This window comes from Streptomyces sp. NPDC058284, from assembly GCF_042881135.1.
Lineage (GTDB): Bacteria > Actinomycetota > Actinomycetes > Streptomycetales > Streptomycetaceae > Streptomyces.
Map to the genome: position 1 here is coordinate 44,902 of NZ_JBHVYE010000015.1, position 26,375 is coordinate 71,276.

Below are 26,375 nucleotides of genomic sequence, written 5' to 3' on the forward strand. Positions count from 1 at the left end.
GTCGCCCATTACCCCGGCCCAGGAGATTGGTGGACGGACCAGGAGGAAGCGCCCGAACTCCCCGGCCAGGTTGGCCGAGAGTGGCGGTGCCGCTTCCCGTGGAGGCGTCTTTGCGTGTACCCGCCTACGTACCCTTCACAAGGGCACAAAGCACCTCTACGCGTGAGTAGATTTATCTGCGCGCAAAGCCGCCGCACGACGGGTGTTGATGGTGCGTCCGCTCAGTCGCCCGCTCAGCGCCCGCTCAACTCGCCGCGGGGGCGGGGGCGTTACGGAATGACGACGACGGGCCGCTGCGCACGGCGGGCGAGCCGTCCCGCGACCGAGCCGAAGATGCGGCCGACGATGCCGTGCGTGGAGCCGACGACGATCGCGTCCGCGCTGTACTCGCGGCCGACCTCCTCCAGCTCGTGGCAGATGTCGCCGCCGCGCTCGACGAGGATCCACGGCACCTCGGACAGATAGTCCGCGCAGGCCAGCTCCAGGCCGAGCACCTCGGTGCGGTGGTCCGGCACGTCGACGAAGACCGGAGGCTCGCACCCCGCCCACACCGTGGTGGGCAGCCGGTTGGCGACGTGGACGATGATCAGACCGGAGCCCGAGCGGTGGGCCATTCCGATCGCGTACGCGAGGGCACGCTCACTGGAGGTCGAGCCGTCGAAGCCGACGACGACGCCGTGCTGGAACGCGGGGTCGCAGGGGTGGCGTGGTTCTTCCGCCGCTCGGGGGGTCGCTGTCGGATCGGCGACCTGCCTCTTGCGGTCCGCGGGTTCGGAGAATTCGTGACCGGCCATCGGTGTCTCGGCGAAGGAGTCCTCTGTGGGAGGGTCGGCTTTTCAGGTGACGCGGAAGTTCAGGACCTGGAAGGTCGTCCGGGAATCATCTTCCCAACGCCATACCCCCAAGGGTACGGCGACACTCCCCTCCTGCCCAGAGCCCGTGTAAACCCCCGCACGGAGCCCCGGAGTGGCCTGCACAGGCCTCCCGGCGTTCACCGGAGCATGCACGAGCCTCGCCCGTATGGCAATGGTTGCTGCCTCCTACAGGCGGTTTGCCCACCCGTCCGGCGCCACCCCGCACCCTCCCCAGTGACCGGTCGCGGGACCGGGCGTTGAACCTTCGTACCTCACTGCCACAGGGAGCACGCCGTGCCTCGATTCCCGACCGCGCCCCCACCCTCCACCCGCTTCCCTGCTTCACCCGAGCAAGCCGCGGAGGGTCAGCAGGCCCAGTGGGCGCAAGCGAACCAGCAAGCCGATCACGGTGGGCGCGCCCCGGCGCACGGCCGCCGGCGCCCGCCCGAAGGAGCACGGGAGCGCCGCTCCGCCGCCGGGGCGTCGGCACCGCGCGGCCCCGCGCCGCACGGCGCGCCCGCCCAGGATTCCGTGAGCGACGTGGTCCGCTGGGCGGCGTTCAGCTGCGTCCTGGTCCCCGTCGTCCTCGTGGGATACGGAACCTCACTGGCCGGCGCCACCGGCTCGGCGCTCGGTCTCGTGGCCGTCACCGGGGTCTGCCGGCTGCTCCTGCGGCAGTCCGAGAGGGGCGCCGCGCGACTGCTTGCAGAACAGAACAACGCGCACCGCGGACGGCACAGCAGAACGGGTTCGGGGGCGCACAGGGGCACTCGTCACAGTGCCGACAGTGCGCCGGTGGACTGACTGATTCACACACACGCTCCCATAGCTTTTCAGCCAACTTCCGGGGCTCGCCGATCCCCTGGCCGAACGCCCCCTCAACCCCCGTCCGACCAGGGCTGAAAGGTGCTCTCGGGCCGCGCGCACCCTACGGGGACCGGCCATGGAGCCGAGGCGCACTTCCCAGCGGGCCGCGCGAGTGCAACGCTTCGTGATCGAACGCTTCACGCCAAGTTGCCATGTCGACAATCTGCCGAGTGATGAACTGGTCACCCCGGCAGCACGGGACGCAGTAGATTCGATCTTGACTGTATTACGGCGGGGGACTGGTGGAGGACCGAGGGGAAACGTGCAGGAGCGACAGGCCCAGCAAGCACGTCAAGAACAGGGAGCGACGACCGAGGGGGGTTTAGCACCATGAGCCACGACTCCACTGCCGCGCCGGAGACCACGGCTCGGAAACTCTCGGGGCGGCGCCGCCGGGAGATCGTAGCGGTGCTGCTCTTCAGCGGCGGTCCCATCTTCGAGAGTTCCATACCGCTCTCCGTGTTCGGCATCGACCGGCAGGACGCCGGCGTCCCCCGCTACCGGCTGCTCGTGTGCGCCGGCGAGGAGGGACCGCTGCGGACCACCGGCGGGCTCGAACTCACCGCGCCACAGGGGCTGGAAGCGATCGGCCGGGCGGGCACGGTCGTCGTACCGGCCTGGCGGTCGATCACATCTCCGCCGCCACCGGAGGCGCTCGACGCGCTGCGGCGCGCACACGAGGAGGGCGCCCGCATCGTCGGGCTCTGCACCGGCGCGTTCGTGCTCGCCGCGGCGGGACTGCTCGACGGGCGCCCCGCGACCACCCACTGGATGTACGCGCCGACGCTCGCGAAGCGTTACCCGTCCGTCCACGTGGACCCGCGCGAGCTGTTCGTCGACGACGGGGACGTCCTGACGAGCGCGGGCACCGCGGCCGGAATTGATCTCTGTCTGCACATCGTGCGCACGGACCACGGCAACGAAGCGGCGGGCGCGCTCGCCCGCAGGCTCGTGGTGCCACCGCGTCGGGCCGGCGGCCAGGAGCGCTACCTCGACAGGTCTTTACCCGAGGAGATCGGCGCCGACCCGCTCGCCGAGGTCGTCGCCTGGGCCCTGGAACACCTCCACGAGCAGTTCGACGTGGAGACCCTGGCCGCGCGCGCGTACATGAGCAGGCGCACCTTCGACCGCAGGTTCCGCTCGCTGACCGGCAGCGCGCCGCTGCAGTGGCTGATCACCCAGCGGGTGCTCCAGGCACAGCGGCTCCTGGAGACCTCCGACTACTCCGTCGACGAGGTCGCGGGCCGCTGCGGCTTCCGCTCGCCGGTGGCGCTGCGGGGCCACTTCCGGCGCCAGCTCGGCTCGTCCCCCGCCGCCTACCGGGCCGCCTACCGCGCCCGCAGGCCACAGGGCGAGCGGGCGCTGGAGTCCGTGGCGGCGACGGCGCAGTCGGTGCCCACCCTCGTGGAGGCGGGCCCGGTGCCGACCCAGACCCGGCGCACGGCTGCCGCCAGCGCGCTCGGTCCGTCGGCCTCGGTGCCCACCGATCCCGGCAAGCCGCACTCGGACGCGTACGCACCGGGACGCGCTCCCCTGCCCGGCCAGAGGAGCGCGCCGTAGGGTAAGACGCATGAACGACCGCATGGTGTGGATCGACTGCGAGATGACCGGGCTCTCGTTGACGGACGACGCACTTATCGAGGTGGCCGCACTGGTCACCGACTCGGAACTGAACGTGCTCGGCGAGGGTGTGGACATCGTGATCCGCCCGCCGGACGCGGCGCTGGAGACCATGCCCGAGGTGGTGCGCACCATGCACACCGCCTCGGGGCTCCTCGACGAGCTGGCCGGCGGCACCACGCTGGCCGACGCCGAGGAGCAGGTCCTGGCGTACGTACGTGAGCACGTCAAGGAGCCCCGCAAGGCTCCGCTGTGCGGAAACTCGGTCGGCACCGACCGCGGCTTCCTCGCGCGGGACATGCGGACCCTGGAGGAGTACCTCCACTACCGGATCGTCGACGTCTCCTCGGTCAAGGAGCTGGCCCGGCGCTGGTATCCGAGGGCGTACTTCAACAGTCCGGACAAGAACGGCAACCACCGCGCGCTCGCCGACATCCGCGAGTCCATCGCCGAGCTCCGCTACTACCGCGAGGCGATCTTCGTCCCGCAGCCCGGACCGGACTCGGACACCGCGAGGACGATCGCGGCCAAGCACGTCCTGCCTGCGGATTAGCCTCCGCACACGCCCCGTGTACGGGGTCCGGAAAAGGTGTGCGCGAGCACCCCTTCGGACCCTGTACACTTTTTCTCGGCCGGTCGGAAGAACGACAGAAGACCGGACATGGTGGGTGTAGCTCAGTTGGTAGAGCACCTGGTTGTGGTCCAGGTGGCCGCGGGTTCAAGTCCCGTCACTCACCCTGAATGATCAAGGCCCGGCCTGCGAAAGCAGGCCGGGCCTTCTTCATGCCCAAATCTCTGGGAACAGAATGGGAACCGATCATGGGTGTCCGGGCGCAGCCTCCCGCCATGGCCAGCATCGTGATCCACCGGAGAGCCGGGTCCCACCGGCGCCTCGGGCAGGCCTGACGAAGACGGCAACGACGGCGCGGCGCGCAGACCTGCCGGGACGGCTACTCGCTTCAGGCACCGGCTGACGATCCGGACGCGCTCGTGTGCCGTCGCAACGGCGCACCCGACCCGAGCCTGACGACAAGCCACGCCCTGAAGCGGCCGCCCTTGATCCAGCCCGCCGCCAGTACCCATGACGCCAGCCCCTCCAGCCTTCGGGCGGGAGGGGCCTTCGTCATGCCCCGATCGCGTTGAAGACCCGCTCGGTGTCGGCAAGATCGGCGAGCACGACCTCGGCGCCGGCGTCCTGAAGCTCAGTCCTCGCTGTCTTGCCAGTGGCGACCGCCACCACCCGCACACCGGCCTCGTGCCCGCCCGTTACATCAGCAGGGGTGTCCCCGAGGAACACGGCGTCCGCGGCAGGAACATTCGCCCGGGCCAGCGCCGCGCGCAGCAGTTCGGGGCGTTCCTCGCCGTCCTCTCCGTACGCACCGTCGTCCAGGCAGAGGTACGTGTCGAGGCCGAAGGTCGCCAACTTCACCTCAGCCACGGCACGGACGTTGCCGGTCACCACCGACTGCCGCACACCATGTTTGTCGAGTGCTGCCAGGACGGTGGCGGCCCCGGGCAGCGCGTGTCCGCGTTCGCGCAGCTCGGCCGCCCGACGCAGGTGGACGGCACCGAGCGCGCCAGCGAACCGCGCGAACAGGTCCTCGCTAAAAGGGATGTCGTGCAGGCGCGCCGTCTCGCGCAAGATCACTCGTTCCGTCGATCCGGTCACGGACGCCTGCTCGCGCAGCGGCACACCTGTCACCTCTTCGAACGCGACGGCCCACAGCTCACCGCCGAGCCCCCGCATCGCCATCAACGTATGGTCGATGTCCCACAGCACCAGCTTCGCCACGGTGCCCCCTCTCTCGATGGAATACCGTGTCCCCACCTTGCGGGCACCCTGCGCTCAGAGAACAGCGCGAGGAGCGGGCGCATGGTTGCAGCGGACCTCCCCATCGGGGACCGGATCAGGCACTACCGCGGCGGTCGCCGACAGGACGCGGTCGCCGGACTGGTCGGCATCTCACCGGGCTACCTGTCGCAGATCGAGCGCGGCCTCAAGGTTCCTTCGTTGCCCATCCTGTACGCCCTGGCGGAGGAGCTGGGAGTGCCCACCGCCGCCCTGCTGTCGGAGAAGCCACCTGCCGCAGAGGGCACGGCGGACACGGCAGAGGCCGCAGTGGGGCGGGCGCTCCTCGGCTACGGTCCGCCCATCAACGCTGCGTGTGCCACGGCAGCCGAGCTGAGGGGCCGGGTGGAAGCCGCGTGGCAGTCCTGGCAGACCGACAGTGATCGCTTCACGCAAGCGGCGACAACGCTGCCCAACCTCGTCGCCGACGTCGAGTACGCCGTTCGCGCCGTTCGCGCCGGGACAGATCCAGTCGAGCGCCGCGGCGTGCTGCGGGCGGCCGCAGATCTCTACTGCCTGCTCCGGTCCTACCTGCGCCGCACCGGCCGCGTCGACCTTGCCACCATCGCAGCCGACCGCGCGATGCGGGCCGCCGAGGACGCCGACGACCCTCTTCGCATTGCCGCCGCGCAGTGGAACCTCGGCCACGTTTTGCTCGCCGCCGACCGACCCAGCGAGGCGGAGGAGCTGGCACTCCAGGCAGCCGAGCAGGTGGCCACCACGCGGATGCCGGAGGCTGAGCGAGTGGCGATGGGCGGCGCCCTCCAGCTCGTCGCTGTACTCGGAGCCGCGCGCCGCCGCCGGTGGCCGGAGGCCCGCGACCGCTTGCGTGAGCAGGCTGCGCTCACGGCCCGCACGGTGCTCGACAGCAGCAACGTGGGCTGGACGGTGTTCGGGCCGACCAACGTGGCTCTGCACGCCCTGTCCATCGACATGGAGGCGGGCGAGACCGGCGAGGCTCTGCACACCGCAGACGCCATCGACACGGGCGGCCTGCCGAGCGTGGAGCGCGAGTTCACATTCGGCCTAGAGGTCGCGGCCTGCCACAGTCAGCGGCGAGAGGACGCCGCCGTGCTGCTGTCCCTGCTTGGCCTGGAGGTCGTCGCGCCGGAAGACCTGGCCCGTACTCCCCTCGCACGCCAGATGGTCCTGACGGTGATTCGGCGGGCTCGGGTGATGCATGCACGGCAGGCCGAGCAACTCGCCTTACGGATTGGCCTGGTGTAGTTCACGAGCCTGTGGTTCACCCGAGCTGTCTGTTCGGGTGAGCCCAGCGCGGGGAACCTACGGTCACTGGTGTGAGGCAGACCACCAGACGATGGGCCCCCGGATGAGTACGCAGAGAGCGACATCAGCAACCGCAGATTGGCTCGCACGTTCCCTGCAGGAGCCTGCGCAGGCCCGCCGGGAGTGGGCGGATACCGGCGTAGCGCTGCTCCCGTGCGGCCGCAGGTTCGATGCGGTCCGCCTCCCCGAGCGCCTTGTGCGCGCTGCGGTGCGCTCCACCGACCCGGAGGTGGTCGCGGCCCGGCTCGCGCAGCAGCTCGACGGCCCTGTGATCTATGACGGCCGCACCATGGGCGGCACGTACTACGCCCTCACGAGGCGACGCCGTAAAGGAACGTGGCGGCATCAGGACGTCGCGCCATGGCTGGGGGTTGACACCTTCCTCGGCGTGCCGAGGCTCGACCGCACCGAACCGCCCGGCACGCACTGGGTGGTCGTGCCCCGCTTCGAGGGCGATCTGTGCGAGCCCCTCGCCGTGGAGGCCCTCAGCCGCATCGGACGCAGTGCCGAGGAGGGGGCAGAGCAGTGCTGACGGAACGGACAGCCGAGGAGCGCCAAGAGCAGGAGACGTACCAACGTCTCCTCGCGCACCTCGACGGATGCGACCCCTGCCAGGCCATGACGGACTGCGAGGAGGGCGGGAGGATCCGGCGCGCGCTCCGCGCCGCCCGGGCCGCACGGGCAGAGGCCCCGGGCCTACCGAGGCCGCCCTCGACCACGACGGCCTGACCCATTCCCCCAACTCCCTCCGCGCACGCGGAGGGTCATCAGCCCCTGGCCGAACCCTGGGACTGGACCACTCAACAGGAGGCACCCCATGGGCACGCTCACGAACGGCCGCACCACCATCCCCTACGAGCAGTACACCGCGCCCGGTCCGGACTGGCGCAAGGCCGGGCGCACCGACCTGAACTCGATCCTCAAGGACTGCGTGATCCTCGCGGACGCCGGTGTCGCGAAGGGCAGCCCGCACCACAGCATCCCGAACGGCACCCGGCTCATCGCGATCCCTGAGACAGCTGCCCCGCCCCCGGGGTGGCTACTCCGGAACCCGGTTGTACCGCTCGAGGACTGACTTGGAAGTCCCGTCCTCCATGAGCCGCAGCTCCCAGGGACCGGTATTCACGTCGAACTCCTTGCCGAACCCCACCCATTTACCAGCCATGCGCCGCCCCGTCGGCTCGGCAAGCATCTGGAGTGCGCCGAAGTACCGAGCGCCTCGGTAGTACCCCTCTGATGCCGTCTGCTCCGTCCACGTCCCCGTCACGGTCGTGCCGTCCACCTGGAGATCGAGCGTGAGGGGGCTGTTCGGGTTGAGAGACGCGTTCGGCAGGGAACGGCCGGTGAGGCGGTTCCCGTGCTGCAGCAGCACGACGTTGTGCTTCCCGGTGAAGACCTCGCCCCCGCGCCCCGAGGAGACGTACTCGTACGTCGACAACCACACTCCCGTGTAGTTGCCGCGCGGTGCGGTAAGTGGCGTGGACGCGCCGGCCGGAATGCTGAAAGTGGCGTCGTCGAGGTCGTGGCCGCCGTGTCCGTCCTCGGATACGGCGACACCGGGCACCCCGAAACCGAGGGCTTCTATGGGCAGGCCGGTGACACGCTCCAGGGCACGCGCATACAGCGGACGGGGGCCGGCGGTATCGCCGGACTCCCAGCGCTGGACAAGTCGCTTGGAAGCGTCGTTGGGTTGGTCGAGTTCATGCCCGGCGTCACGCAGCGCACGGGCGAACTCGTCCTGAGACATGAGCAGGCCCATGCGGACCGCGCGGAGAGTTCCATTCGGAGTCGCCATAGATCGACCGTACGCGCCCCCGCTACGGAATGACACCGAAATGTCGCCCCCTGTGACGTCGCTTTGACGCCCAAGCTGTCATCGCGGTGCGTGCCATGTCGGGACGAACGTGGTCTCCGACGAAAGCCCCGGCGACCGCGAGAACGGCCCCAGGGCATGGCCAACTGCGAAGGAGCCGACATGGTCGAGAACATGGGCCCAGCCCTCAGCGCGGGAAGTGGCGCATCTCCGCCCCGGGTGAGCGCCGTCTTCGACTGGCTGGCGCGCGCTCAGGCCGAGCCGCGACAGGCATACCGGGAGTGGACGGGGTGCGGTGTCGCCCTGCTGCCGCTCGGCCGACGGTTCAACGCCGTGCGGCTGCCCGCCCGGCTCGTGCACGCGGGCGTCGGGACCGCCGACCCCGACGTCGTCACCGCGACGCTCACCGAACTGCTCCATGGCCCCGTGATCCACAACAGCCCGTTGCAGACGTATCACGCGCTCCTCGAGCCGTACCCACCCCACAGGTGGGCCTACGCTCACGTCGCGCCCATGCTCGGCACCGGGCAGTTCCTCGGCGTCCCCGCCGCCGACCTCACCGGGCCGACCGGCCTGCACTGGGCAGTACGGCCCCACGCGGTGGGAGCCCTGTGCTCCCCGCCATCCGTCGCCGCGCTCGCGGCCCTCGGCGTACGACTGCTGCCGCGCCCGGCGGACATCCGATGACCCTCGCCACCCCCCTCTCGGCCCCACAACTCCCCTCGGTCGGCACACTCTCCGACGGCCAAGTGCGCGGCCGGGACTGCGTGTTCTGCGGCATCACCCTCACCGCGGCCACCGCCGTCGACCTCGGCACCCACGACATCACCCGGCTCGGCACCGTCACGCACTGGTTCCCCCGCACCTGCCGCTCCTGCGCCGCAGGCGGCTACCTCGACTGCCTCCTGGACGCGGCGTTCTCCGCGTGCCGGGAGCTGCCACCCGTGGAACAGCTGCTCGACCTCTACCTCCGCCTACGCCACGAAGTACGCAGACGCCTCCCCGCCGTCGAGCAGGCCGCCGCCATCGCAGGGCGAGGCACCCTCACCTGGCACGCACACCAGCGAATCGCGGACGCCGCCACCGACGCACTGAACGACATGACCGGGGACCAGCCCAGCCCTCTCGCACTGGCCATGCGCTGCTCCGAGTTCGGCAGACGTTTGCGCGACCTCACCCCCTACGAACCGTGCGGTGCAGGGTGAGGCTGCCTTCTCCGCGGTGCGTGCGGCCGGCTACTGCTGGGACCAGAGCTGCTCGGGAGTCCCGTCACTCACCCTGATGAAGAAGGGCCGGTCCGCGAAAGCGGGCCGGCCCTTCTTCTTGTGCGCGCTTCGTCGTGTGCGCTCGCTCGTGTTCTGCTGCACCAGCACTCGTGTCCTGCTGCACCAGCACTCGTGTCCCGCTACACCACCGGAGCCCTGTCCGCCGCGGCCCTGAGGCCGGCGACCGTGAGTGCCACTACCAGGAGGGCGGCCAGCGCCGCCGCCACCGCCGACAGGGCGGGGAGTGCCGCGGGCATTCCGTCGGGGCGCAGTACGTAGGCGAGCGTTCTGGAGGCGAGGCGGTCGTCCAGGAGATGGCCGACGGCCAGCGCGCCGGCGATCAAGGTGCTCACCACGGCCACGACCGGCGACCGGCTCAGGCAGAGCGCCACGCCCGCCGCTGCACAGAGGAAGGAGACACCGGCCGCGGCGGCCAGGCCGAGGGTGGGCGTGCCCGTCCAGCGCAGCGGGAGATGGGCCGCGGCGCAGAGCAGGAGGAGTACGCCCGCCGTGCGGCGCGGCCAGGCCAGCGGCGTGCTGCCCTTGGTGCGTGTGGCCGCGGCGGCCGGGGCGCCGTGCACGGTCCCGGCGGGCGGCTTGGCCGGCACCGGCGGGGCGGCCGGGGTCCTGGCCTCGACGCTGTCGGTGACCCGGTGGTCGCGCAGGCTGCCGATCAGCTGCATCAGGTCCTCGACGGACCTGGTCGTACCCGCGGCGTGCACCGCCTCGGCGCCGCTGTGCGGGTCGCAGGGCGGACGGGAGAGCAGGTGGACGAGGCGGCTCACCTCCGGAATGGGTCGTTCCTCGATGGCGTGCCGGATGGCCTCGTCCATGTGGTTGGCCGGGCGCTCCGGCGGACCGAGGCGTTCCACCAGCTGGGTGACGTCGTCGACAGAGCGGGCGACAGCGGCCAGCCGGAGGACCGACTTGGCAGTTGGCATGTCCTCGGGCGACTGCTCCAGGAGGGTGACGAGGTCGACCACGTCATCCAGGGGCCTGGACACCACGGCGACTCGTATGAGCTCTTCCACCGCTTCGTCCTCGGTGTCCCGCACCGGCTCTTCCGAGGACCGGTCGATGGCGGCGGGCGCGGGCCGTTCCGACGGCACGTCACCGGTGGCGGGGCCGGGGGCCGGGCCGGTGCGGTGATCGGTGCCGGGGTCGGCTGCCTGGGGCCATGGCGCGGACTCGGGGCGTGGCGGGGCGCCGAGCTGCGCGGTGCCCCAGTGGAGCGACGTCGAAACCAGAGGTTCGCCGGTCCCTGACGTATCCCCAGCGGCAGAGAATGACTCAGCGGCCATTTCACTTCTCCATTTCAGCGGGACGTCCTCGCCCCGCAGTGAGCGTGTATCCCGTTCTATGCACGCTTCTTGCGGCCCGCCACTGGAGAAGCCGTTCGGCGGTCCGCACGCGGTCGCGGCGAGCACGCGGGAACAGCGCGGGAGCCGACCCGTGAAACCGGGTCGGCTCCCGCTCGTGCCGCGCTCTGTCCGTGCCGTTCCGCTCCGGTCAGCCCTGGGCCCTGTGGATCTTCCAGTCGCCGACGTCCGAGCTGCGGTTGACGTACGCGTTGGTGCACAGGTCGTACTTGCCGCCGGTGGCCGTGGAGACGTTGTTGGTCTCCAGGAAGCCGCCGTTGTCGCCGTAGAGGTTCCACAGGTGGACCACGTCGCCCGCCCTGACGTTCTGGTCGGCCGGGCTCGAACTCCGGGCGAAGATGCGCCAGCGGCCGGTGCCCGGCGCGCGGTCCCGTGCCTCGGAGGTCGACACGTCGTACTTGGCGCCCGCGGTCTTCTGCACGTCACTCGCGTGACCGTTGGTGTCGAGGTAGCCGCCGTCGCCGCCGTACAGGTTGCGCAGGTACACCACGTCACCGCTGACGACGGGCTGGCCCGCCGACTTGCCGGACGCGGAGAGGATCTCCCAGGTGCCGGTGCCCTTGCCCCGGGAGGGCGAATCGGCGGTCGACACCTGGTACTTGCCGCCGCTGGCGGCGCTGTGACCGTTGGTGTCGAGGTAGCCGCCCTGCCAGCCGTTGTAGCCGTTCTGCAGATGGATCTGGTCGCCGTACTTGAGCTCGTTCGCCATCGAACTTCCCTTCGTGGACGACGCCGCATGCCGCTGCCGGCCCGACAGCTCGGCCGGTCGGCGGGGACAGCAGCCATCTTGGCAATTCAGCTCATTACCGCGACCCGATTGACAAACCTGGCGAAAACTCGTGTGACTCGCTTCCAGCCACGAAGCGGACAAGATCGTCAAGGCCCTGCCGTCGCCCGCGCTGTCGTTCGTATGGCGGTCAGCGGTCGCGAACGGGCGAGTACTGCGATGAGTTGGACTCGCACGCGTTCCCGAACCCTTGGAGGTCTTCCATGCGTCGTGCCCGTGTACTCACCGCAGCCGTGCTGCTGTCGGGGCTGACCGTTCTGGGAGGTGCCGGTACGGCCCTCGCCGACGACGGCCCCACCGGTACGACCGGCAACAGCCCCGGCATCCTCTCCGGCGACAACGTGCAGGTGCCCATCCACGTCCCCCTGAACGTCTGCAACGTCGGCGTGGACGTCCTGGCGCTCCTGAACCCGGTCTCCAACAACAGCTGCGCCAACAGCTGACCGCTCTCGTAGCGAAGAGCCCCCGTCTCGGACACGCGAGACGGGGGCTCGGTCACGGGGCGCTGCAGCCGCCACCGTGTTTCACGCCGGGGCCCTGGGCATCAGCACATCGGCCAGGGCCGGACAGTCAGGACTGGAAGCGGTCCCGCGCGTCGTCGGCGACGTCCCGGGCCTGCTCCTGGCCCTTGCGGGCGCGGTCCTTCGCCTGGCTGCCGCGCTCCGACGCCTCGTCCTGAGCGCCGGACCGACCCTTCTTCGCCTGCTCCTTGAGCTGCTCGGCCTTGTCCTGGAACTGGTCCTTCATACCCATGATGGGTTCCCTTCGTGCTTTCACAGTGGGACTCGTTCCCCCCGTCACAGCTTCGGGCGTGGCGACTACAGGCGCATGTCGAAGGGTTACGCAGCGTGGCGAGGGCCTCCTCGGCCCGGTCACCGCACGGCCGGGGCCGGGACATGACACAGGCCCTCAGGACGAGGCCCGCTCCACCAGCTCCGTGGGCAGCACGATCTGCGGGCGGCGCCCGCGGCCCGCTCCCCCGGGCCGTCCGCTTCCGGCCTGTCCGGCGGCGGCGATCTCCCCGAGCAGGACGTCCGTCATCGTGCGGCCCATCTCCGTGATCGGCTGACGCACGCTCGTCAGGGGCGGGTCCATGTGGCGGGCGATCGCCGAGTCGTCGAAGCCGACCAGGGCCACGTCCTCCGGTATCCGGCGGCCCGCCGTGCGCAGTACCTGCCGGGCGCCCGCCGCCATCACGTCCGAGCCCGCGAAGACCGCGTCCAAGTGCGGTGCGCGTTCCAGGAGTTCGGCCATCGCGCGGCGGCCACCCTCCTCGGTGAAGTCGCCCTGCACGATCAGCGTCTCGTCGACCGGGCGGCCCGCGCGCTCCAGGGCGTCGCGGTATCCGTCCAGGCGGCGCTCGGCGCCGTACACGTCGAGGCGGCCGGTGATCGTCGCTATCGTGCGGCGGCCCCGGTCCATCAGATGGCCGACGGCGGCCCGTGCTCCCGCGAAGTTGTCCGAGTCGACCGAGGCCAGCGTCTCGTCCGCCGATCTGCGGCCGCTGATGACCGCGGGGATCTCCAACTGCTCCAGGAGGTCGGGCAGCGGGTCGTCGGCGTGCACCGAGACGAGCAGCACACCGTCCACGCGGTGCGCGGCCAGGTACTGGGCCAGCCTGCGGCGTTCCCGGTCGTCGCCCGCGAAGGTCAGCAGGAGCTGCATGTCCGAGTCGGCGAGGGCCTGGCCCACGCCGTGGATGATGTCCGAGAAGTACGGCTCGGCGAAGAAGCGCGACTCCGGCTCGGGGACGACGACCGCGATCGAGTCCGTACGATTCGCGGCGAGCGCCCGCGCCGCCGTGTTCGGAACATAACCGAGCTCGGCCACCGCCTCCTCGACCGCCGCACGGGTGCGCTCGCTCACCCGGGGCGAGCCGTTGATCACCCGGGACACGGTGCCGCGCCCGACCCCGGCGCGGGCCGCCACCTCTTCGAGCGTGGGCCGTCTCCCGCCGCGCCCCCTGGGCTGACCAGTCCCCATCTGTGCCTCCCAACGCCGCGAATCTAACAGCCGGGCCACCGCCGGCCACCCGGCCGGCCCCGTCCCGGGCGCGGCTCGGCCGCCGCCCGCCGGATGCCTTCAACTCTTGGCGTCCGCCGCCTTGACACCCCCGCGGAGAGCCGCGACTCTTCAAGACATCACACATGGGAGCGCTCCCACCGTACCTGGCTCTTACACGACCCGCACGCCCCCGCCCACGTCCGGCAGCCCAACTCGCGGCCTGTCACCTCTGGTTGACCGAGGGCGGTCGGCACGTCCGGGCATGAGGAGGACGTAATGCGCCACAGGACTTCTACGTATCGCAAGGTGACCGTCCTCGCGGCCGTCACCGCTCTCGCCGCCGGCCTGCTGGCCGGCTGTGCCGACGACGGCGACGAGCCGGGAGGCTCCTCGGGCGGCGGTGGAGGAGGCGGCAAGGGCAAGACGACGCTCACGATCGGCGTCTTCGGAGCCTTCGGCTTGCAGGAGGCCGGTCTTTACAAGGAGTACGAGAAGCTCCACCCGGACATCGCCATCAAGCAGAACTCCGTGCAGCGCAACGAGAACTACTGGCCCGCCCTGCTCACCCACCTCAGCAGCGGCAGCGGCCTCTCCGACATCCAGGCCGTCGAGGTCGGCAACATCGCCGAGCTGACCACCACCCACTCCGGCAAGCTGATGGACCTCGGCAAGACCGGCGGCGTCGACAGAGACGATTTCCTCGACTGGAAGTGGCAGCAGGGCACCACCGAGGACGGCAAGACGATCGCACTCGGTACCGACATCGGTCCGACCGGCATCTGCTACCGCAAGGACCTCTTCGAGAAGGCCGGCCTGCCCACCGACCGCGAGGAGGTCGGCAAGCTCTGGGCCGGTGACTGGGACAAGTACCTCGCGGCGGGCAAGCGCTACCAGGCCAAGGCCCCCAAGGGCACCTCCTTCGTGGACGGCGCGACCGGCGTGATGGCCGCCGTGCACGCTTCGGGCAAGGAGAAGTTCTACGACAAGAGCGGCGAGCTGGTCTACAAGGACAGCGCCGAGGTCAAGCGCGGCTGGGACCTCGCGGCCCAGTTCGCCGAGGCGGGCCTGACCGCCAAGCTCCAGCAGTTCCAGCCCAGTTGGGACCAGGCCATCTCCAACGGCTCCTTCGCCACCCTCACCTGCCCGCCCTGGATGCTCGGCTACATCAAGGACAAGGCGGGCGACAAGGGCGAGGACAAGTGGGACGTCGCCCCCTCGCCCAGGCCCGGCAACTGGGGCGGCTCCTTCCTGACCGTGCCCGAGGCGGGCAAGAACAAGGAGGAGGCCGCCAAGCTCGCCGCCTGGCTGACCGAGCCCAAGCAGCTCGCCACCCTCTTCGACGAGCGGGCCAGCTTCCCGAGCGCCGACGCCGCGTACGCCCTGCCCGAGGTCAAGGACGCCAAGAACCCCTACTTCGGCAACGCCCCCGTGGGCCGGATCTTCTCCCGCGCCGCCAAGGGCGTGCCGGTCCAGCCCATCGGCCCCAAGGACGGGATCATCTCCCAGTACCTGGCCGACACGGGGATGCTCGGCGTCGACCAGAAGGGAACCTCTCCCGACGAGGCCTGGAACAAGGCCGTGAAGACGATCGACAACGCTTTGGACCAGTGACCGGGATGACGAGTGACGCCGGCACCGCCGCGCCCTCCCACGGGGAGGAGGGCGCGGCCCCCCGCACCGAAACCACGGTCGAGCGCACCCGGTCCGCGGACCCCGCCGACGAGCGCCGCCGGGCACGGCGCAGCCGCCGCTACCGCTGGGACGTCAAGTGGAGTCCCTATGCGTACATCGCCCCCTTCTTCCTCTTCTTCATCGCCTTCGGCCTCTTCCCGCTCCTCTACACGGGGTGGGCCTCGCTGCACCGCGTGGAGCTCGGCACGCCCACCGACATGGAGTGGGTGGGGCTGCGCAACTTCACCCGGCTCTGGGACGACGAGTTCTTCTGGAACGCGCTGGGCAACACCTTCACCATCGGGCTCCTCTCGACCGTGCCGCAGCTGATGATGGCGCTGGGCCTGGCCCACCTCCTCAACTACCGGCTGCGCGGCTCGATGTTCTTCCGGGTCGCGATCCTCACCCCGTACGCCACGTCGGTGGCCGCGGCGACGCTGGTCTTCGTGCTGATGTTCAGCAGGACGGATCACGGGCTCATCAACTGGGGGCTCGGCCTGATCGGCGTCGACGCCGTCGACTGGCAGAACGGCGACTGGTCCGCGCAGTTCGCCGTCTCCTCCATCGTGATCTGGCGGTGGACGGGCTACAACGCGCTCATCTACCTGGCGGCGATGCAGGCCATCCCGCACGACCTGTACGAGTCGGCGGCGCTCGACGGCGCGAGCCGCTGGCAGCAGTTCCGGCACGTCACGATCCCTTCGTTGCGGCCGACGATCCTGTTCACCTGTGTCGTCTCGACGATCGGGGCGACCCAGCTCTTCGGTGAGCCGCTGCTGTTCAGCCAGGGCGCGAGCCCCACCGGCGGCTCCGACCACCAGTTCCAGACCCTTGGCCTCTACCTCTACGAGCAGGGCTGGTTCAACCAGCACCTGGGCCGGTCCTCGGCGATCGCCTGGACGATGTTCCTGATTCTCGTGCTGATCGGTCTCCTCAACTGGGCCATCAGCCGCCGGATCCGCAAGAGCGCGTGAGGGGATGACGTGACCACCACTTCGCCCACGAGGCCCGGCACCCGGGCCGTGAAGGACACGAAACGCACCGGCAGGCGGGGCGCCGGACGCCAGCTGCACGGCGGCCGGGTGACCTACGCCGTACTGATCCTCTTCACCATCGGCTCGCTCTTCCCGCTGGTGTGGACCGCGATCGCGGCCTCGCGCAACAACACCCGGCTCGCCGAGACCCCTCCTCCCTTCTGGTTCGGCGGCAATCTGTTCAAGAACCTGGAGATCGCCTGGACCGACGCCAACATGGGCACGGCCCTCCTCAACACCCTGGTCGTGGCCGGCTCCATCACCGTCGGCACCGTGCTCTTCTCGACCCTGGCGGGCTTCGCCTTCGCCAAACTCCGCTTCCGCTTCCGTGGCCTCCTGATGCTGCTCGTGATCGGCACGATGATGGTGCCGCCCCAGCTCAGCGTCGTCCCGCTCTTCATGGTGGTGGCGGACCTCGGCTGGACCGACCAGCTGCAGTCCGTCATCCTGCCGACCCTGGTCAGCGCCTTCGGGGTGTTCTTCATGCGGCAGTACCTCTCGGAGGCGCTGCCCACCGAGGTGATCGAGGCGGCCAGGGTGGACGGGGCGAGCAGCTGGCGCGTGATCTGGCACGTGGTCTTCCCTGCCGCGCGCCCCGCGATGGCGGTCCTCGCCATGCTCACCTTCGTCATGGCGTGGAACGACTTCTTCTGGCCGATCATCGCCCTGACCCAGGAGGGCGAGCCGACCGTCCAGGTGGCGCTCGCCGGGCTCGGCCGCGGGGCCATCCCCGACCAGTCCGTGATCATGGCGGGCGCGCTGCTCGGCACGCTGCCGCTGCTGCTCGCGTTCGTGCTGTTCGGCAAGCAGATCGTGGGCGGGATCATGCAGGGCGCGGTCAAGGGCTGAGCCCCCGCCCGTACGACTGATTCGTCAACTCCCCCTCTCCGTACGACAACTCCCCCTTCCCGTACGACAACTCCCCCTTCCGTGCGTCACCCCCTTTCCGTAACACCCATGGGAGCGCTCCTATGTCTCTGACCTCCGTCAATCCGGCCTCCGCCAACCCGACCTTTCCGCCCGGCTTCCTGTGGGGCGCCGCGACCGCCGCGTACCAGATCGAGGGGGCGGTGCGGGAGGATGGGCGCACGCCCTCCATCTGGGACACGTTCAGCCATACGCCGGGCAAAGTACTCGGCGGTGACACGGGTGACGTCGCCGTCGACCACTACCACCGGTGGCGCGACGACGTGCGTCTCATGGCGGACCTGGGGCTGTCCGCGTACCGCTTCTCGGTCTCCTGGTCGCGGGTGCAGCCCACCGGGCGCGGGCCCGCCGTGCAGCGCGGCCTCGACTTCTACCGCGCGCTCGTCGACGAGCTGCTCGCGCACGGCATCCAGCCGATGGTGACCCTCTACCACTGGGACCTCCCGCAGGAGTTGGAGGACGCCTTCCCCAGCGGTTCGACGGCGGGAGGCGGCTGGCCCGAGCGGGACACCGCCTACCGCTTCGCGGAGTACGCCGGGATCGTCGCCGGTGCGCTCGGGGACCGCGTGGAGATGTGGTCGACGCTCAACGAGCCGTGGTGCAGCGCCTTCCTCGGCTACGGCTCGGGGGTGCACGCCCCGGGCCGCACCGACCCCGCCGCCGCCCTGCGCGCGGCTCACCACCTCAACCTCGCGCACGGCCTGGGCGCCCAGGCGCTGCGCGACGGGCTGCCGGGCCGCGCCCGGATCGGCGTCAGCCTCAACCCGAGCGCGGTGCGCCCGCTCACCGGGTCGGCCGCCGACGAGGATGCCCGGCGCCGGATCGACGCGCTGGCCAACCGCGTCTTCACCGGGCCCATGCTGCGCGGTACGTACGACGACGATCTGCTGGCGGACACCTCGAGCGTCACGGACTGGTCCTTCGTCGGGGACGACGACCTGCGCACCGCCCACCACCCGCTCGATTTCCTCGGCATCAACTACTACACCCCCGCTGTCGTGTCGGCAGCCCCCGCCGACGGCACCGCCGGGCCGCGCCCCGACGGGCACGGCGCCAGCAACCACTCCCCCTGGCCGGGCGCCGACGAGCACGTCTCCTTCCACCGGGCGCCCGGTGACCTCACCGCCATGGACTGGCCGGTGGATCCGACCGGTCTGAAGGACCTTCTCCTTGAGTACACCGCTCAGGCCCCCGGGGTTCCGCTCTACGTGACGGAGAACGGCGCGGCCTACGACGACGAGCCTGGCGCGGGCGGCCAGGTCCACGATCCCGACCGCATCCGCTACCTGCACGGCCACCTCGCCGCGGTGCACGACGCCATCGCGGAGGGCGCGGACGTGCGCGGCTACTACCTCTGGTCGCTGCTCGACAACTTCGAGTGGGCGTACGGCTACAGCAAGCGGTTCGGCGCGGTCTACGTCGACTACGGGACGCAGGCCCGCACCCCGAAGTCCAGTGCCCACTGGTACGCGAAGGTGGTCGCGGCCGGGGAACTGCCGCAGGGCCCCGACCTGGACTGACATGGATTGATCTGGACTGACATGGACTGGCATGGACTGGCATGGCGGTGCCCCGGCCGGGTGGGGGGAGTCCGGCCGGGGCGCCTCGGGGTGGTGGCTTCCCTACTTGTACGCCGCGAACGCCTTCGTGTAGGCCAGCGGCGACTGCTGGACCGACGAGCACGTCGGCTGCGCGGATCCGGACGCGCCGCCCGCGCAGGCCTTGTCGCGGGTCGAGGACCACATCGACAGCCACCCGAGCCCCTTGGCCTTGGCGAACTTCACCAGCTGGGCGGCGTCGTCGACCTTGAACACCTCGGTCGCGACGTCGTTGACGCCGATCATCGGGGTGACGGCGACGGTCTTCCAGGCGGCCGCGTCGGAGAGCCCGAGCGCGGTCTTGACCTGCTTCTGCGTGGCGGTGGCGGCCCGCACGGCGTACGTGCCCATGTCGCCGCTGTAGGAGGCGCCGTAATCCATGGCCATGACGTTCACCGCGCCGATCCGTACGCCGTTCTTCCTGGCGTCGGCCAGCAGGTCGACGCCGGGCCCGGTCAGGCCCTCGGGCATCACCGGCAGCGTGAAGGAGACGTTCAGGCCGGGGTGCCGCTTCTGCAGCTTGGCGATCGCCTTGGCCCTCCGGGTGTTCGCGGCGGTGTCCGGCAGGGCGGCGCCCTCGATGTCGAAGTCGACCTTGGTCAGCTTGTAGGCGTCGATGACCTTGCCGTACGCCGTGGCCAGCGCGTCCGCGCCGTCGCACTTCAGACCCAGCTCGGAGCCGGCCTGGCCGCCGAAGGAGACGCGGACGTCGCCGCCCTTGGCACGCAGGGCGCCGATCTGCGCGGCCACCTTGTCGTCACCGAGAGCGGTGGTGCCGCCCCACAGCGGCGCGCAGCCGCCGCCGGAGGTGATGAACGCCAGGTTGAACTCCTTGACGCCGGTCTTCGCCGCCGTGCCGAGCAGGTCGTAGGCCGGGGTGAGGGAGGTGTCGACGAAGGGCGCGAACCGGGCGGCGGCCTTCGGGGCCCGCGCGGCCCCGGCCGCGGCGTGGGCCTTCTCGGCCGGGGCCTTGGTCGCGAGGGCCGTCCCGGAGAAGAGGAAGGCGCCGCCGCCGACGAGTGCCGCGGCGACAAGCCCTCCCACGACCTTGGAACGGGTGCTGACCGTGCGCCGGTGCGTGCTGCTCATCGCGTGCCTGCCTTAGCTGTACGGGGGTGGGGGTGCGGCAGCACGCTAGCCCGGCGCGGAGCGACAAAACGGCCATGCGGGGCGGGCGTTGGGGATCTTAGGGTGCGCTTAAGGGAGGGATGGGGGTCGATTAAAGATCGGGGCCGCCAGCGCCTGCCTCACGTGCGGTCCGCGTGCCCGTCTCCGTGCCCGTCTCCGTACCTGTCTCCGTCCCTGTCTCCGCCCCCCTGCCGGCCCGGCGCCGGCGCGGCGGACCGTGAAGGGCCTTCAGCCCGTACTGGGCGCGCGCCTGCGGCGGCGTACCGCGGCGCCCCGGTGGCCCCGGCGGGCCTCCCCCGGACGGCGCGCGTCCAGCTGGATCCAGATGCGGACCTCCGTGCCGCCCAGTACCGAGCTGCCGATCCGCACGTCGCCGCCCGTCGACTCGGCGAGGCGGCGCACGATGTCGAGGCCGAGGCCGGTGGACCCGGCCTCACCGGATCCCGCGCCCCGGGCCAGCGCGGCCTCGGGGTCGGCGATGCCGCCGCCCGCGTCGGAGACGAGGACGATCACCGCGTCCTCGCCGCTGTGGAGGTCCACCGAGAAGGCGGTGCCTTCGCCCGTGTGCCGGAAGACGTTGCCGAGCAACGCGTCGAGCGCGGCCACCAGTTCGGGGCGGGCCACCGGTATCCGGACCGGCCGGTCGACGCCCGCGACCCGGACCTCGCGCCCCTCGTCCTCGGCGAGCGCCGACCAGAAGGCCATCCGCTCCCGGATCACCTCGGCCGCGTCGCAGCCCGTTCCGGCTCCCGCCATGGCCGTCTGCGGCTTGGCGTCCCGCGCGGTGCGGATGATCGTGTCGACCTCGCGCTCCAGCGTCTCGACCGCCGTGCGGGTCTGTTCGGCCGCGGGCCCGTCGCCGAGCGAAGCCGTGTTGAGGCGCAGCACGGTCAGCGGCGTACGCAGCCGGTGGGAGAGGTCGGCCGCCAGTTCCCGCTCGTTGGCGAGGAGCTGGACGACCTGGTCGGCCATCGAGTTGAACGCGACGGCGGCGAGGCGCAGTTCGGTCGGCCCCTCCTCCGGCACCCGCGCCCCCAGCTTGCCCTCGCCGAGGTCGTGCGCGGCGCCCACCAGACGCCTGGCGGGCTGGACCATGCGTACGCCGAGCCGGTCCGCGACCGCCACGGAGCCGATGACGAGTGCGATGCCCACCCCCGCGAGCACCAGCCACGCCGTGGCCACGCCGTTGCTGACCTCGGCCTCGGGCACGTAGATCTCCACGACGGCCGTGCCCGAACTGAGCGCGGTCGGCTGGAGGACCACGAACCCGCCGGGCACCCCGGTGGTCCTCGCCCTGCCCTCCTTGCGGGTGGCCTCCACGGCGCGCGCCTCGGCCCGCGGGTCGCCGACCTCGAAGGCGGGGGCGCCGCCGATGGCCGGTACGTACACGGCCATCCGCCCTTCGCCGCCCGCCTCGGAGGAGGCGACGGCCCGGTTGAGCTCGCCGCGGTCGGTGGTGATGGAGAGCGTGGGGCCCATTCCCGCGGCGTGCCGCTCCGCGTTCGAGATGGCCCGGTCCCTGGCCATCTCCTTGACGACGAGGCCGAGCGGCACCGCGAAGGCCACCACGACCATCGTCGTGACGGCCAGGCAGACCTTGACGAGGGCCCATCTCACAGTGGTGGCTCCGGCAGCGGCGGCTCCAGCTTCACGCCGACGCCGCGCAGGGTGTGGAGGTAGCGCGGGCGGGCGGCCGTCTCGCCCAGCTTCCGCCGCAGCCACGACAGGTGTACGTCGATGGTCTGGTCGTCGCCGTAGCTCTGCTGCCAGACCTCGGCGAGCAGTTCCTTGCGCGGCACGACGACGCCGGGCCGCCCGGCGAGGAAGGCGAGCAGGTCGAACTCGCGCCGGGTCAGGTCGAGCCGGGCCCCGTCAAGATCGGCCTGGCGCCGCAGCGGGTCGATGGTGAGGCCGCCGACCTGGAGGACGTCGTTCGGCGGCCCCTCGCCGGCCGGGACGCGCACGCGGCGCAGCACGGCCGCCATCCGCGCGGAGAGGTGCTCCACGGAGAACGGCTTGGTGAGGTAGTCGTCGGCGCCGTCGTTCAGGAGCCGGACGATCTCCGTCTCGTCGTCCCGCGCGGTCGCGATGATCACGGGGACGTCCGTGATGCCGCGCAGCATCTTCAGCGCCTCCGACCCGTCGAGGTCGGGCAGTCCGAGGTCCAGGATCACCACGTCGAAGCGGTAATGCGCGACCTCCCGCAGCGCCTCCAGGGCGGTGCCGACGCTGCGCACGGTGTGCGACGCCTCGGTCAGATGCCGGATGAGGGCGGAGCGTACGAACTGGTCATCCTCGACGACGAGCACACTTGCCATGGGCGGCACCGTACGCCATACGGAGGAACGCGGTCCTCTCCGGGACGCTCCCCCACCGGGAAGCGCGGGGCCCGGCCGTCCCGCGGGACAGCTGCGCGAGGCGTGGTGCAGTATGGCCCGCGATGCGCAGAGGACTCGTACACACAATCGCCTGGTCGCTCGCCACGGGCGCGGCGGTCACGCTGTCCTGGTGGGGCGTCCACACGGTGATGGCGGGCACCGCGTACGACCCGCCGCGCGCCCTGCCGCTGGCGGGCGACGACGGCGGTCGCGCGGATCCGCTGGCCTCCTCGACGCACCGCCCCGTGTCCACGCCGACCGAGAAGCCCTCGAAGCCCCCAAAGTCCCCGAAGCCCCACAAGGCGTCGAAGGCGCCGCTTTCGCCCGACCCGTCCGGAACGCACGCCGACAAGCCGTCGCCGCCGCCCACGACCTCCAGTACGGGCACGGTGAAGAGCTACAACACCGACGGCGGCCGGGTCGTCCTCGACCTCGGCAGGGACTCCGCGACGCTGGTCTCGGCGACCCCGGCGACGGGCTGGTCGGTGCAGACGTGGAAGCAGGACAAGTGGGTCCGGGTGGAGTTCACCGGGGGCGCGGCCCGGGTCTCGGTCTTCTGCACCTGGCACGACACGGCGCCGCGTGTGGAGATCAACAAGTACTGAGCGGGCGGGAGTCGGGCAGTGCGGTCCCCAAGGGACCGGACCGCGCCGCCGTCAGCGGAAGACCGAGGGGGGCGGCGCCGGTGAGGCGACCGCGCCGGCGTCCGAGACGGCCGTCGCTCCGCCGCTGAAGTCCTTGAGCCCGCGGCCGTGTTCGACCCTGCCGGGGTGCGGGTCGCCCGCGCAGCGCCGGGTCAGCTCGGCGACGGGCAGCGGGCGGTCGGAGCAGAGCAGTACGGCGTTGCCGAAGCGCTTGCCGCGCAGCACGGCCGGGTCGGCGGCGAGCGCGAGTTCGGGGAAGAGCGCGGCCGCGGTGGCTATCTGGCCGCGCAGGTGGGCCAGGGGCGGGCCGTCGGCGAGGTTGGCGGCGTAGTACCCGCCGGGCTTGAGGACCCTGCGTACGTCGGTGAGGAATTCGGTGCTCGTGAGGTGCGCGGGGGTGCGTGCCCCGCTGAAGACGTCGGCTATGACGAGGTCGGCCCAGCCGTCGGCGATCTTGGCGAGGCCATCGCGGGCGTCGGTGCCGCGCACGCGTATGCGGCTCTGGGGGTCCAGGGGCAGTTCGCGGCGGACGAGCTGGATGAGGGCGGTGTCGCGCTCGACGATCTGCTGGGTGGAGCGGGGGCGGGTCGCGGCTATGTAGCGGGCGAGGGTGAAGGCGCCGCCGCCGAGGTGCAGGGCGTGGACCGGTTTGCCGGGCGGGGCGGCGAGGTCGGCGATGTGGCCGATCCTGCGCTGGTACTCGAAGTCGAGGTACGCGGGGTCGTCGAGGTCGACGTGGGACTGCGGGGCGCCGTCCACGAGCAGCGTCCAGGCGCGGGGCCTGTCCCGGTCCGGCATGAGTTCGGCGAGCCCGCCGTCCACATCCTCGACGACGGCCTCCCGTGCTTCCCGGGACCGCTTGTTCCTTGCCATCCGGCCATTATCGGCGTACGGGGGCGGGGCGGCCCGCGGGGTGGTGCGGGGGCGCAGGTCGGCGGCGGTTTCCCGGTCAGCGGCAGTTGTCGGCGGCCTCGATGGTGCGGGCGGCCTGGCCGAGCGCGGCCCGCAGGACGGCCGGGTCGGTCACGGGGTCGCTCTCACCGTCCGGGGGCAGCAGCCAGCCGGTGCCCGCGACCGGCGGCTCGGGGACGACGGGGCCGTCGGGGCCCGGCTCCGGCTCGGCATGGACACTCAGGCCGCGCCCGAAGGTCTGGGTGCAGGCGCTGCCCGGCAGGTCCCAGCCGTCGGCGGTGCCGGGCGGCACCAGGAAGCCGAGGGTGTCGCAGCCCCCGTCGTGCAGCACGGGGCCGACGGTGTCGCCCGCGCCGCGGCGCAGGATGTCGACCGCTTCGAGCCCCTGCCTGGCCGGGACCGTGACGAGGTCGCAGCCCTCCTCTTCGCGGGGCACCGGGCCCGGCGGGGCGCTGCGGTCCTGGGATGGCCGGTGCCGGGCTGTCGTCAGGGAGGCCGGTGGCACGCCGTTCTTCGTACGGGAGTCGCTGTTCTCCATGCCGATCTCCAACAAGGGGATCCTCCTCGCGAGTGCGGGACCGCCTGACTCCCGCTCTTCGTGGTTCAACGCGATTCGGCGTCAACAGGCACTGCGGCGCGCCGCCGCAAAGGATGGCAGTTCATGGCGGATGAGGTGTGAGATATCCGGTTTGTAGCCAAACACTGTGTGTCGGGCCCGTCACAGCCGGTACCTTCGTGCTCTGCCGGAACAGGGGCAGCGCCGCGAGGTCCAGTGCGCGGGCGCGGAACCCGGTGCGCGAGCGTGGGCACACTCCGGCACGGTCCGCACGAGAGGGTCCGGCCATGGCGTCCTCACCGATGGCATCGTCAACTCAGTCCCCACGACCGAACCTCGTCTTCCGCCAGCTCCGCGGCCGGCGCTCGCCGGGCGAGTTCGCCGCGGCGGTGCGGCGCTCCGCCCGCGAGATCGGCGAGCGGGTCAGCTGCGACGCGCGTTACGTCGGACGCGTGGAGGCGGGCGAGATCCGTTGCCCCAACTACGCCTACGAACGCGTGTTCCTGCACATGTTCCCGGGCAGGACGCTGACGGACCTCGGATTCGCCCCTCGCGCCCTGGTGCGCGGAAGGCACGTGCACGCCGAACCCGACGCGCCCGCGCTCAACGGCACCATCGGGACCGGCACAACGAACCGACCACCGACCACGATTCATCCGTACGAGTCCCATCCGTCCGGGTCCGACCCTCACGCCTGTGATCCGTACGCGGTCCAGACCCACGAGGAGAGCGACGTGCAGCGTCGCGCATTCATGACCGGCTCGACGGCCACCGTGGTCGCGGCCCTCGGGCCCATCGGGCTCACGCTGGGCGGCCCGGCGGAGGCGGCCGCGCTGCGCGGGCGCAAGGTCGGCGACGCCGAGGCCGGCGCGGTCGAGGCGGCCGTCCGCAAGATCAGGCTGCTCGACGACCGGCACGGCGCCGACGGCCTCTACCGGCGCGCGGCGGCGCCCCTGCGCACCGCCTACACCCTGCTCGACGCCGGGACCACCACCCGCCAGTCCACCTCGGACCGGCTGCACGCGGGCGCCGGTGAACTGGCCATCTCCGTCGGCTGGCTGGCGCACGACTCGGGCCGCTTCGACGACGCCCGCTCGCACTACGCCGAGGCCCTCGCTACGGCCCGGGTCTGCGGGGACGACGCCCTGGAGGCGCACGCCTTCTGCAACACGGCCTTCCTCGCGCGGGACGCGGGCCGCCCCCGGGAGGCGGTGCGGGCCGCGCAGGCGGCGACCCGCGCCGCCCGCCGGCTCGGCTCGCACCGGCTGCTCTCGCTCCTCGCGCTGCGGGAGGCCGGGGGGTGGGCCGGGCTCGGCGACCGCTCGGGCTGCGAGCAGGCACTCATCCGCGCCCACGGCCTCTTCGACCGGGGGGCCTGCGACGACGACCCGGAGTGGATGACCTTCTACGGCCCGGCCGAGCTCGCGGGCCTCGAGGCGCAGTGCTGGTCGGCGCTCGGCGAGTGGGCGCGGGCCGCGGGGCACGCCCGGCTCGCGGCGGCCACCGCCTCCTCGCAGACCCCTCAGTTCACCCGGAACATCGCCCTCTACACCGCCGAGCTCGCCGACGACCTGGCCCGCGCGGGCCGTCCCGACGAGGCCGCGACGGCGGGGCTCGAGGTCCTCGCGCTCCTCGGCGAGGTGCAGTCCTCGCGCATCCAGTCGATGCTGGCCACGACGGCGCGGGTGCTCCTGCCGCACCGCGACAACGCCGAGGTGAGCGACTTCCTGGAGAAGCACGCGCGCCTGCGCACCGCGCGGACGTAGCGGTATCAGCGGTATCAGCGGTATCAGCGGTATCAG

The 26,375-nt window shown here is 71.4% G+C and carries 28 protein-coding genes and 1 tRNA gene; 16 read left to right on the forward strand and 13 right to left on the reverse strand.

The genetic code is table 11. The annotated features are described in order from the left end of the window. Positions 1–269: 269 nt before the first annotated feature. Entirely contained in the window at positions 270–794 is a 525-nt protein-coding gene (locus ACFVYR_RS21285) for a universal stress protein (RefSeq protein WP_384254000.1), read from the reverse strand. A gap of 591 nt (positions 795–1,385) precedes the next feature. On the opposite strand from ACFVYR_RS21285, the gene ACFVYR_RS21290 reads away from it, so the two are divergent. From ACFVYR_RS21290 to ACFVYR_RS21305, 4 genes are all read left to right on the forward strand, one after another. Next, a complete protein-coding gene (locus ACFVYR_RS21290; RefSeq protein WP_384253997.1) occupies positions 1,386–1,658 on the forward strand; it encodes a hypothetical protein in 273 nt (90 codons plus the stop codon). Between the two features lie 393 nt (positions 1,659–2,051). After that, a complete protein-coding gene (locus tag ACFVYR_RS21295; RefSeq protein WP_384253995.1) occupies positions 2,052–3,281 on the forward strand; it encodes a helix-turn-helix domain-containing protein in 1,230 nt (409 codons plus the stop codon). A 10-nt stretch (positions 3,282–3,291) separates the two neighbouring features. After that, positions 3,292–3,894: an oligoribonuclease gene (orn, locus tag ACFVYR_RS21300; RefSeq protein WP_384253992.1), complete on the forward strand. Its 603-nt coding sequence runs from the start codon at positions 3,292–3,294 to the stop codon at positions 3,892–3,894. 111 nt (positions 3,895–4,005) lie between these two features. Next, a tRNA-His gene (locus ACFVYR_RS21305) sits at positions 4,006–4,078 on the forward strand. A gap of 386 nt (positions 4,079–4,464) precedes the next feature. Here the strand turns inward: ACFVYR_RS21305 and ACFVYR_RS21310 are convergent. Then, on the reverse strand, positions 4,465–5,133 hold the full coding sequence (locus tag ACFVYR_RS21310; protein WP_384253989.1) for an HAD family hydrolase: 669 nt from the start codon (positions 5,131–5,133) through the stop codon (positions 4,465–4,467). Positions 5,134–5,214: 81 nt separating this feature from the next. On the opposite strand from ACFVYR_RS21310, the gene ACFVYR_RS21315 reads away from it, so the two are divergent. The 3 genes from ACFVYR_RS21315 to ACFVYR_RS21325 all read left to right on the forward strand — a co-directional run bounded on the left by ACFVYR_RS21315 (position 5,215) and on the right by ACFVYR_RS21325 (position 7,552). Continuing rightward, entirely contained in the window at positions 5,215–6,417 is a 1,203-nt protein-coding gene (locus tag ACFVYR_RS21315) for a helix-turn-helix domain-containing protein (protein WP_384253987.1), read from the forward strand. Between the two features lie 256 nt (positions 6,418–6,673). Beyond that, complete coding sequence (locus ACFVYR_RS21320; RefSeq protein ID WP_384253984.1) at positions 6,674–7,009, forward strand: hypothetical protein; 336 nt, start codon at positions 6,674–6,676, stop codon at positions 7,007–7,009. Between the two features lie 285 nt (positions 7,010–7,294). After that, entirely contained in the window at positions 7,295–7,552 is a 258-nt protein-coding gene (locus ACFVYR_RS21325; RefSeq protein WP_384253982.1) for a hypothetical protein, read from the forward strand. Here the strand turns inward: ACFVYR_RS21325 and ACFVYR_RS21330 are convergent. Then, positions 7,517–8,272 (reverse strand): helix-turn-helix domain-containing protein, encoded by a 756-nt coding sequence (locus ACFVYR_RS21330; RefSeq protein WP_384253980.1) that lies wholly within the window; start codon positions 8,270–8,272, stop codon positions 7,517–7,519. The two genes, ACFVYR_RS21325 and ACFVYR_RS21330, sit on opposite strands and share 36 nt — an antisense overlap. A gap of 180 nt (positions 8,273–8,452) precedes the next feature. Here ACFVYR_RS21330 and ACFVYR_RS21335 point away from each other — a divergent pair, with 180 nt between their 5' ends. Next, positions 8,453–8,977 carry a hypothetical protein gene (locus tag ACFVYR_RS21335; RefSeq protein WP_384253978.1) on the forward strand — a complete coding sequence of 175 codons (525 nt, stop codon included), beginning with the start codon at positions 8,453–8,455 and terminating at the stop codon, positions 8,975–8,977. Continuing rightward, on the forward strand, positions 8,974–9,495 hold the full coding sequence (locus ACFVYR_RS21340; RefSeq protein WP_384253976.1) for a hypothetical protein: 522 nt from the start codon (positions 8,974–8,976) through the stop codon (positions 9,493–9,495). The genes ACFVYR_RS21335 and ACFVYR_RS21340 overlap by 4 nt, the downstream gene beginning before the upstream one ends. 30 nt (positions 9,496–9,525) lie before the next feature. Here ACFVYR_RS21340 and ACFVYR_RS21345 read toward each other — a convergent pair whose 3' ends face one another. The 3 genes from ACFVYR_RS21345 to ACFVYR_RS21355 form a co-directional block, all read right to left on the reverse strand. Continuing rightward, positions 9,526–9,657 (reverse strand): hypothetical protein, encoded by a 132-nt coding sequence (locus tag ACFVYR_RS21345; RefSeq protein WP_384253974.1) that lies wholly within the window; start codon positions 9,655–9,657, stop codon positions 9,526–9,528. Between the two features lie 38 nt (positions 9,658–9,695). Next, positions 9,696–10,856 (reverse strand): hypothetical protein, encoded by a 1,161-nt coding sequence (locus ACFVYR_RS21350; RefSeq protein WP_384253972.1) that lies wholly within the window; start codon positions 10,854–10,856, stop codon positions 9,696–9,698. Positions 10,857–11,064: 208 nt separating this feature from the next. Continuing rightward, entirely contained in the window at positions 11,065–11,643 is a 579-nt protein-coding gene (locus ACFVYR_RS21355) for a hypothetical protein (RefSeq protein WP_384253969.1), read from the reverse strand. A gap of 281 nt (positions 11,644–11,924) precedes the next feature. Between ACFVYR_RS21355 and ACFVYR_RS21360 the strand changes: the two genes are divergently transcribed. Next, a complete protein-coding gene (locus ACFVYR_RS21360) occupies positions 11,925–12,164 on the forward strand; it encodes a chaplin (protein ID WP_384253967.1) in 240 nt (79 codons plus the stop codon). A gap of 127 nt (positions 12,165–12,291) precedes the next feature. Here the strand turns inward: ACFVYR_RS21360 and ACFVYR_RS21365 are convergent, their stop codons facing one another. Continuing rightward, positions 12,292–12,474 (reverse strand): hypothetical protein, encoded by a 183-nt coding sequence (locus ACFVYR_RS21365; protein ID WP_384253965.1) that lies wholly within the window; start codon positions 12,472–12,474, stop codon positions 12,292–12,294. Positions 12,475–12,630: 156 nt separating this feature from the next. Continuing rightward, positions 12,631–13,704 carry a LacI family DNA-binding transcriptional regulator gene (locus ACFVYR_RS21370; RefSeq protein WP_384253963.1) on the reverse strand — a complete coding sequence of 358 codons (1,074 nt, stop codon included), beginning with the start codon at positions 13,702–13,704 and terminating at the stop codon, positions 12,631–12,633. 297 nt (positions 13,705–14,001) lie between these two features. Here ACFVYR_RS21370 and ACFVYR_RS21375 point away from each other — a divergent pair, with 297 nt between their 5' ends. From ACFVYR_RS21375 to ACFVYR_RS21390, 4 genes are all read left to right on the forward strand, one after another. Continuing rightward, positions 14,002–15,336, forward strand: a complete 1,335-nt coding sequence (locus tag ACFVYR_RS21375; protein ID WP_384253961.1) for an extracellular solute-binding protein — start codon at positions 14,002–14,004, stop codon at positions 15,334–15,336. Between the two features lie 5 nt (positions 15,337–15,341). Beyond that, a complete protein-coding gene (locus tag ACFVYR_RS21380) occupies positions 15,342–16,370 on the forward strand; it encodes a carbohydrate ABC transporter permease (RefSeq protein ID WP_384253959.1) in 1,029 nt (342 codons plus the stop codon). Positions 16,371–16,418: 48 nt separating this feature from the next. Then, complete coding sequence (locus tag ACFVYR_RS21385) at positions 16,419–17,279, forward strand: carbohydrate ABC transporter permease (RefSeq protein ID WP_384254098.1); 861 nt, start codon at positions 16,419–16,421, stop codon at positions 17,277–17,279. A gap of 122 nt (positions 17,280–17,401) precedes the next feature. Then, positions 17,402–18,877, forward strand: a complete 1,476-nt coding sequence (locus ACFVYR_RS21390) for a GH1 family beta-glucosidase (RefSeq protein ID WP_384253957.1) — start codon at positions 17,402–17,404, stop codon at positions 18,875–18,877. A gap of 102 nt (positions 18,878–18,979) precedes the next feature. Here the strand turns inward: ACFVYR_RS21390 and ACFVYR_RS21395 are convergent, their stop codons facing one another. The 3 genes from ACFVYR_RS21395 to ACFVYR_RS21405 all read right to left on the reverse strand — a co-directional run bounded on the left by ACFVYR_RS21395 (position 18,980) and on the right by ACFVYR_RS21405 (position 22,401). Continuing rightward, positions 18,980–20,044: a chitinase gene (locus ACFVYR_RS21395; protein WP_384253954.1), complete on the reverse strand. Its 1,065-nt coding sequence runs from the start codon at positions 20,042–20,044 to the stop codon at positions 18,980–18,982. Positions 20,045–20,311: 267 nt separating this feature from the next. Then, positions 20,312–21,700 (reverse strand): sensor histidine kinase, encoded by a 1,389-nt coding sequence (locus ACFVYR_RS21400; RefSeq protein ID WP_384253952.1) that lies wholly within the window; start codon positions 21,698–21,700, stop codon positions 20,312–20,314. Further along, complete coding sequence (locus ACFVYR_RS21405; RefSeq protein WP_384253950.1) at positions 21,697–22,401, reverse strand: response regulator transcription factor; 705 nt, start codon at positions 22,399–22,401, stop codon at positions 21,697–21,699. Before ACFVYR_RS21405 ends, ACFVYR_RS21400 begins: the two co-directional genes overlap by 4 nt. 122 nt (positions 22,402–22,523) lie before the next feature. Here ACFVYR_RS21405 and ACFVYR_RS21410 point away from each other — a divergent pair, with 122 nt between their 5' ends. Continuing rightward, a complete protein-coding gene (locus ACFVYR_RS21410) occupies positions 22,524–23,066 on the forward strand; it encodes a hypothetical protein (protein WP_384253948.1) in 543 nt (180 codons plus the stop codon). A 51-nt stretch (positions 23,067–23,117) separates the two neighbouring features. On the opposite strand, the gene ACFVYR_RS21415 is transcribed toward ACFVYR_RS21410, so the two are convergent. Together ACFVYR_RS21415 and ACFVYR_RS21420 are read right to left on the reverse strand one after the other, a co-directional pair. Beyond that, positions 23,118–23,978, reverse strand: a complete 861-nt coding sequence (locus ACFVYR_RS21415; RefSeq protein ID WP_384253946.1) for a spermidine synthase — start codon at positions 23,976–23,978, stop codon at positions 23,118–23,120. A 76-nt stretch (positions 23,979–24,054) separates the two neighbouring features. After that, positions 24,055–24,555, reverse strand: coding sequence for a hypothetical protein (locus ACFVYR_RS21420; protein ID WP_384254096.1), 501 nt, complete (start codon positions 24,553–24,555; stop codon positions 24,055–24,057). 305 nt (positions 24,556–24,860) lie between these two features. Between ACFVYR_RS21420 and ACFVYR_RS21425 the strand changes: the two genes are divergently transcribed. Further along, entirely contained in the window at positions 24,861–26,339 is a 1,479-nt protein-coding gene (locus ACFVYR_RS21425) for a tetratricopeptide repeat protein (protein WP_384253943.1), read from the forward strand. Positions 26,340–26,375: the final 36 nt, after the last annotated feature.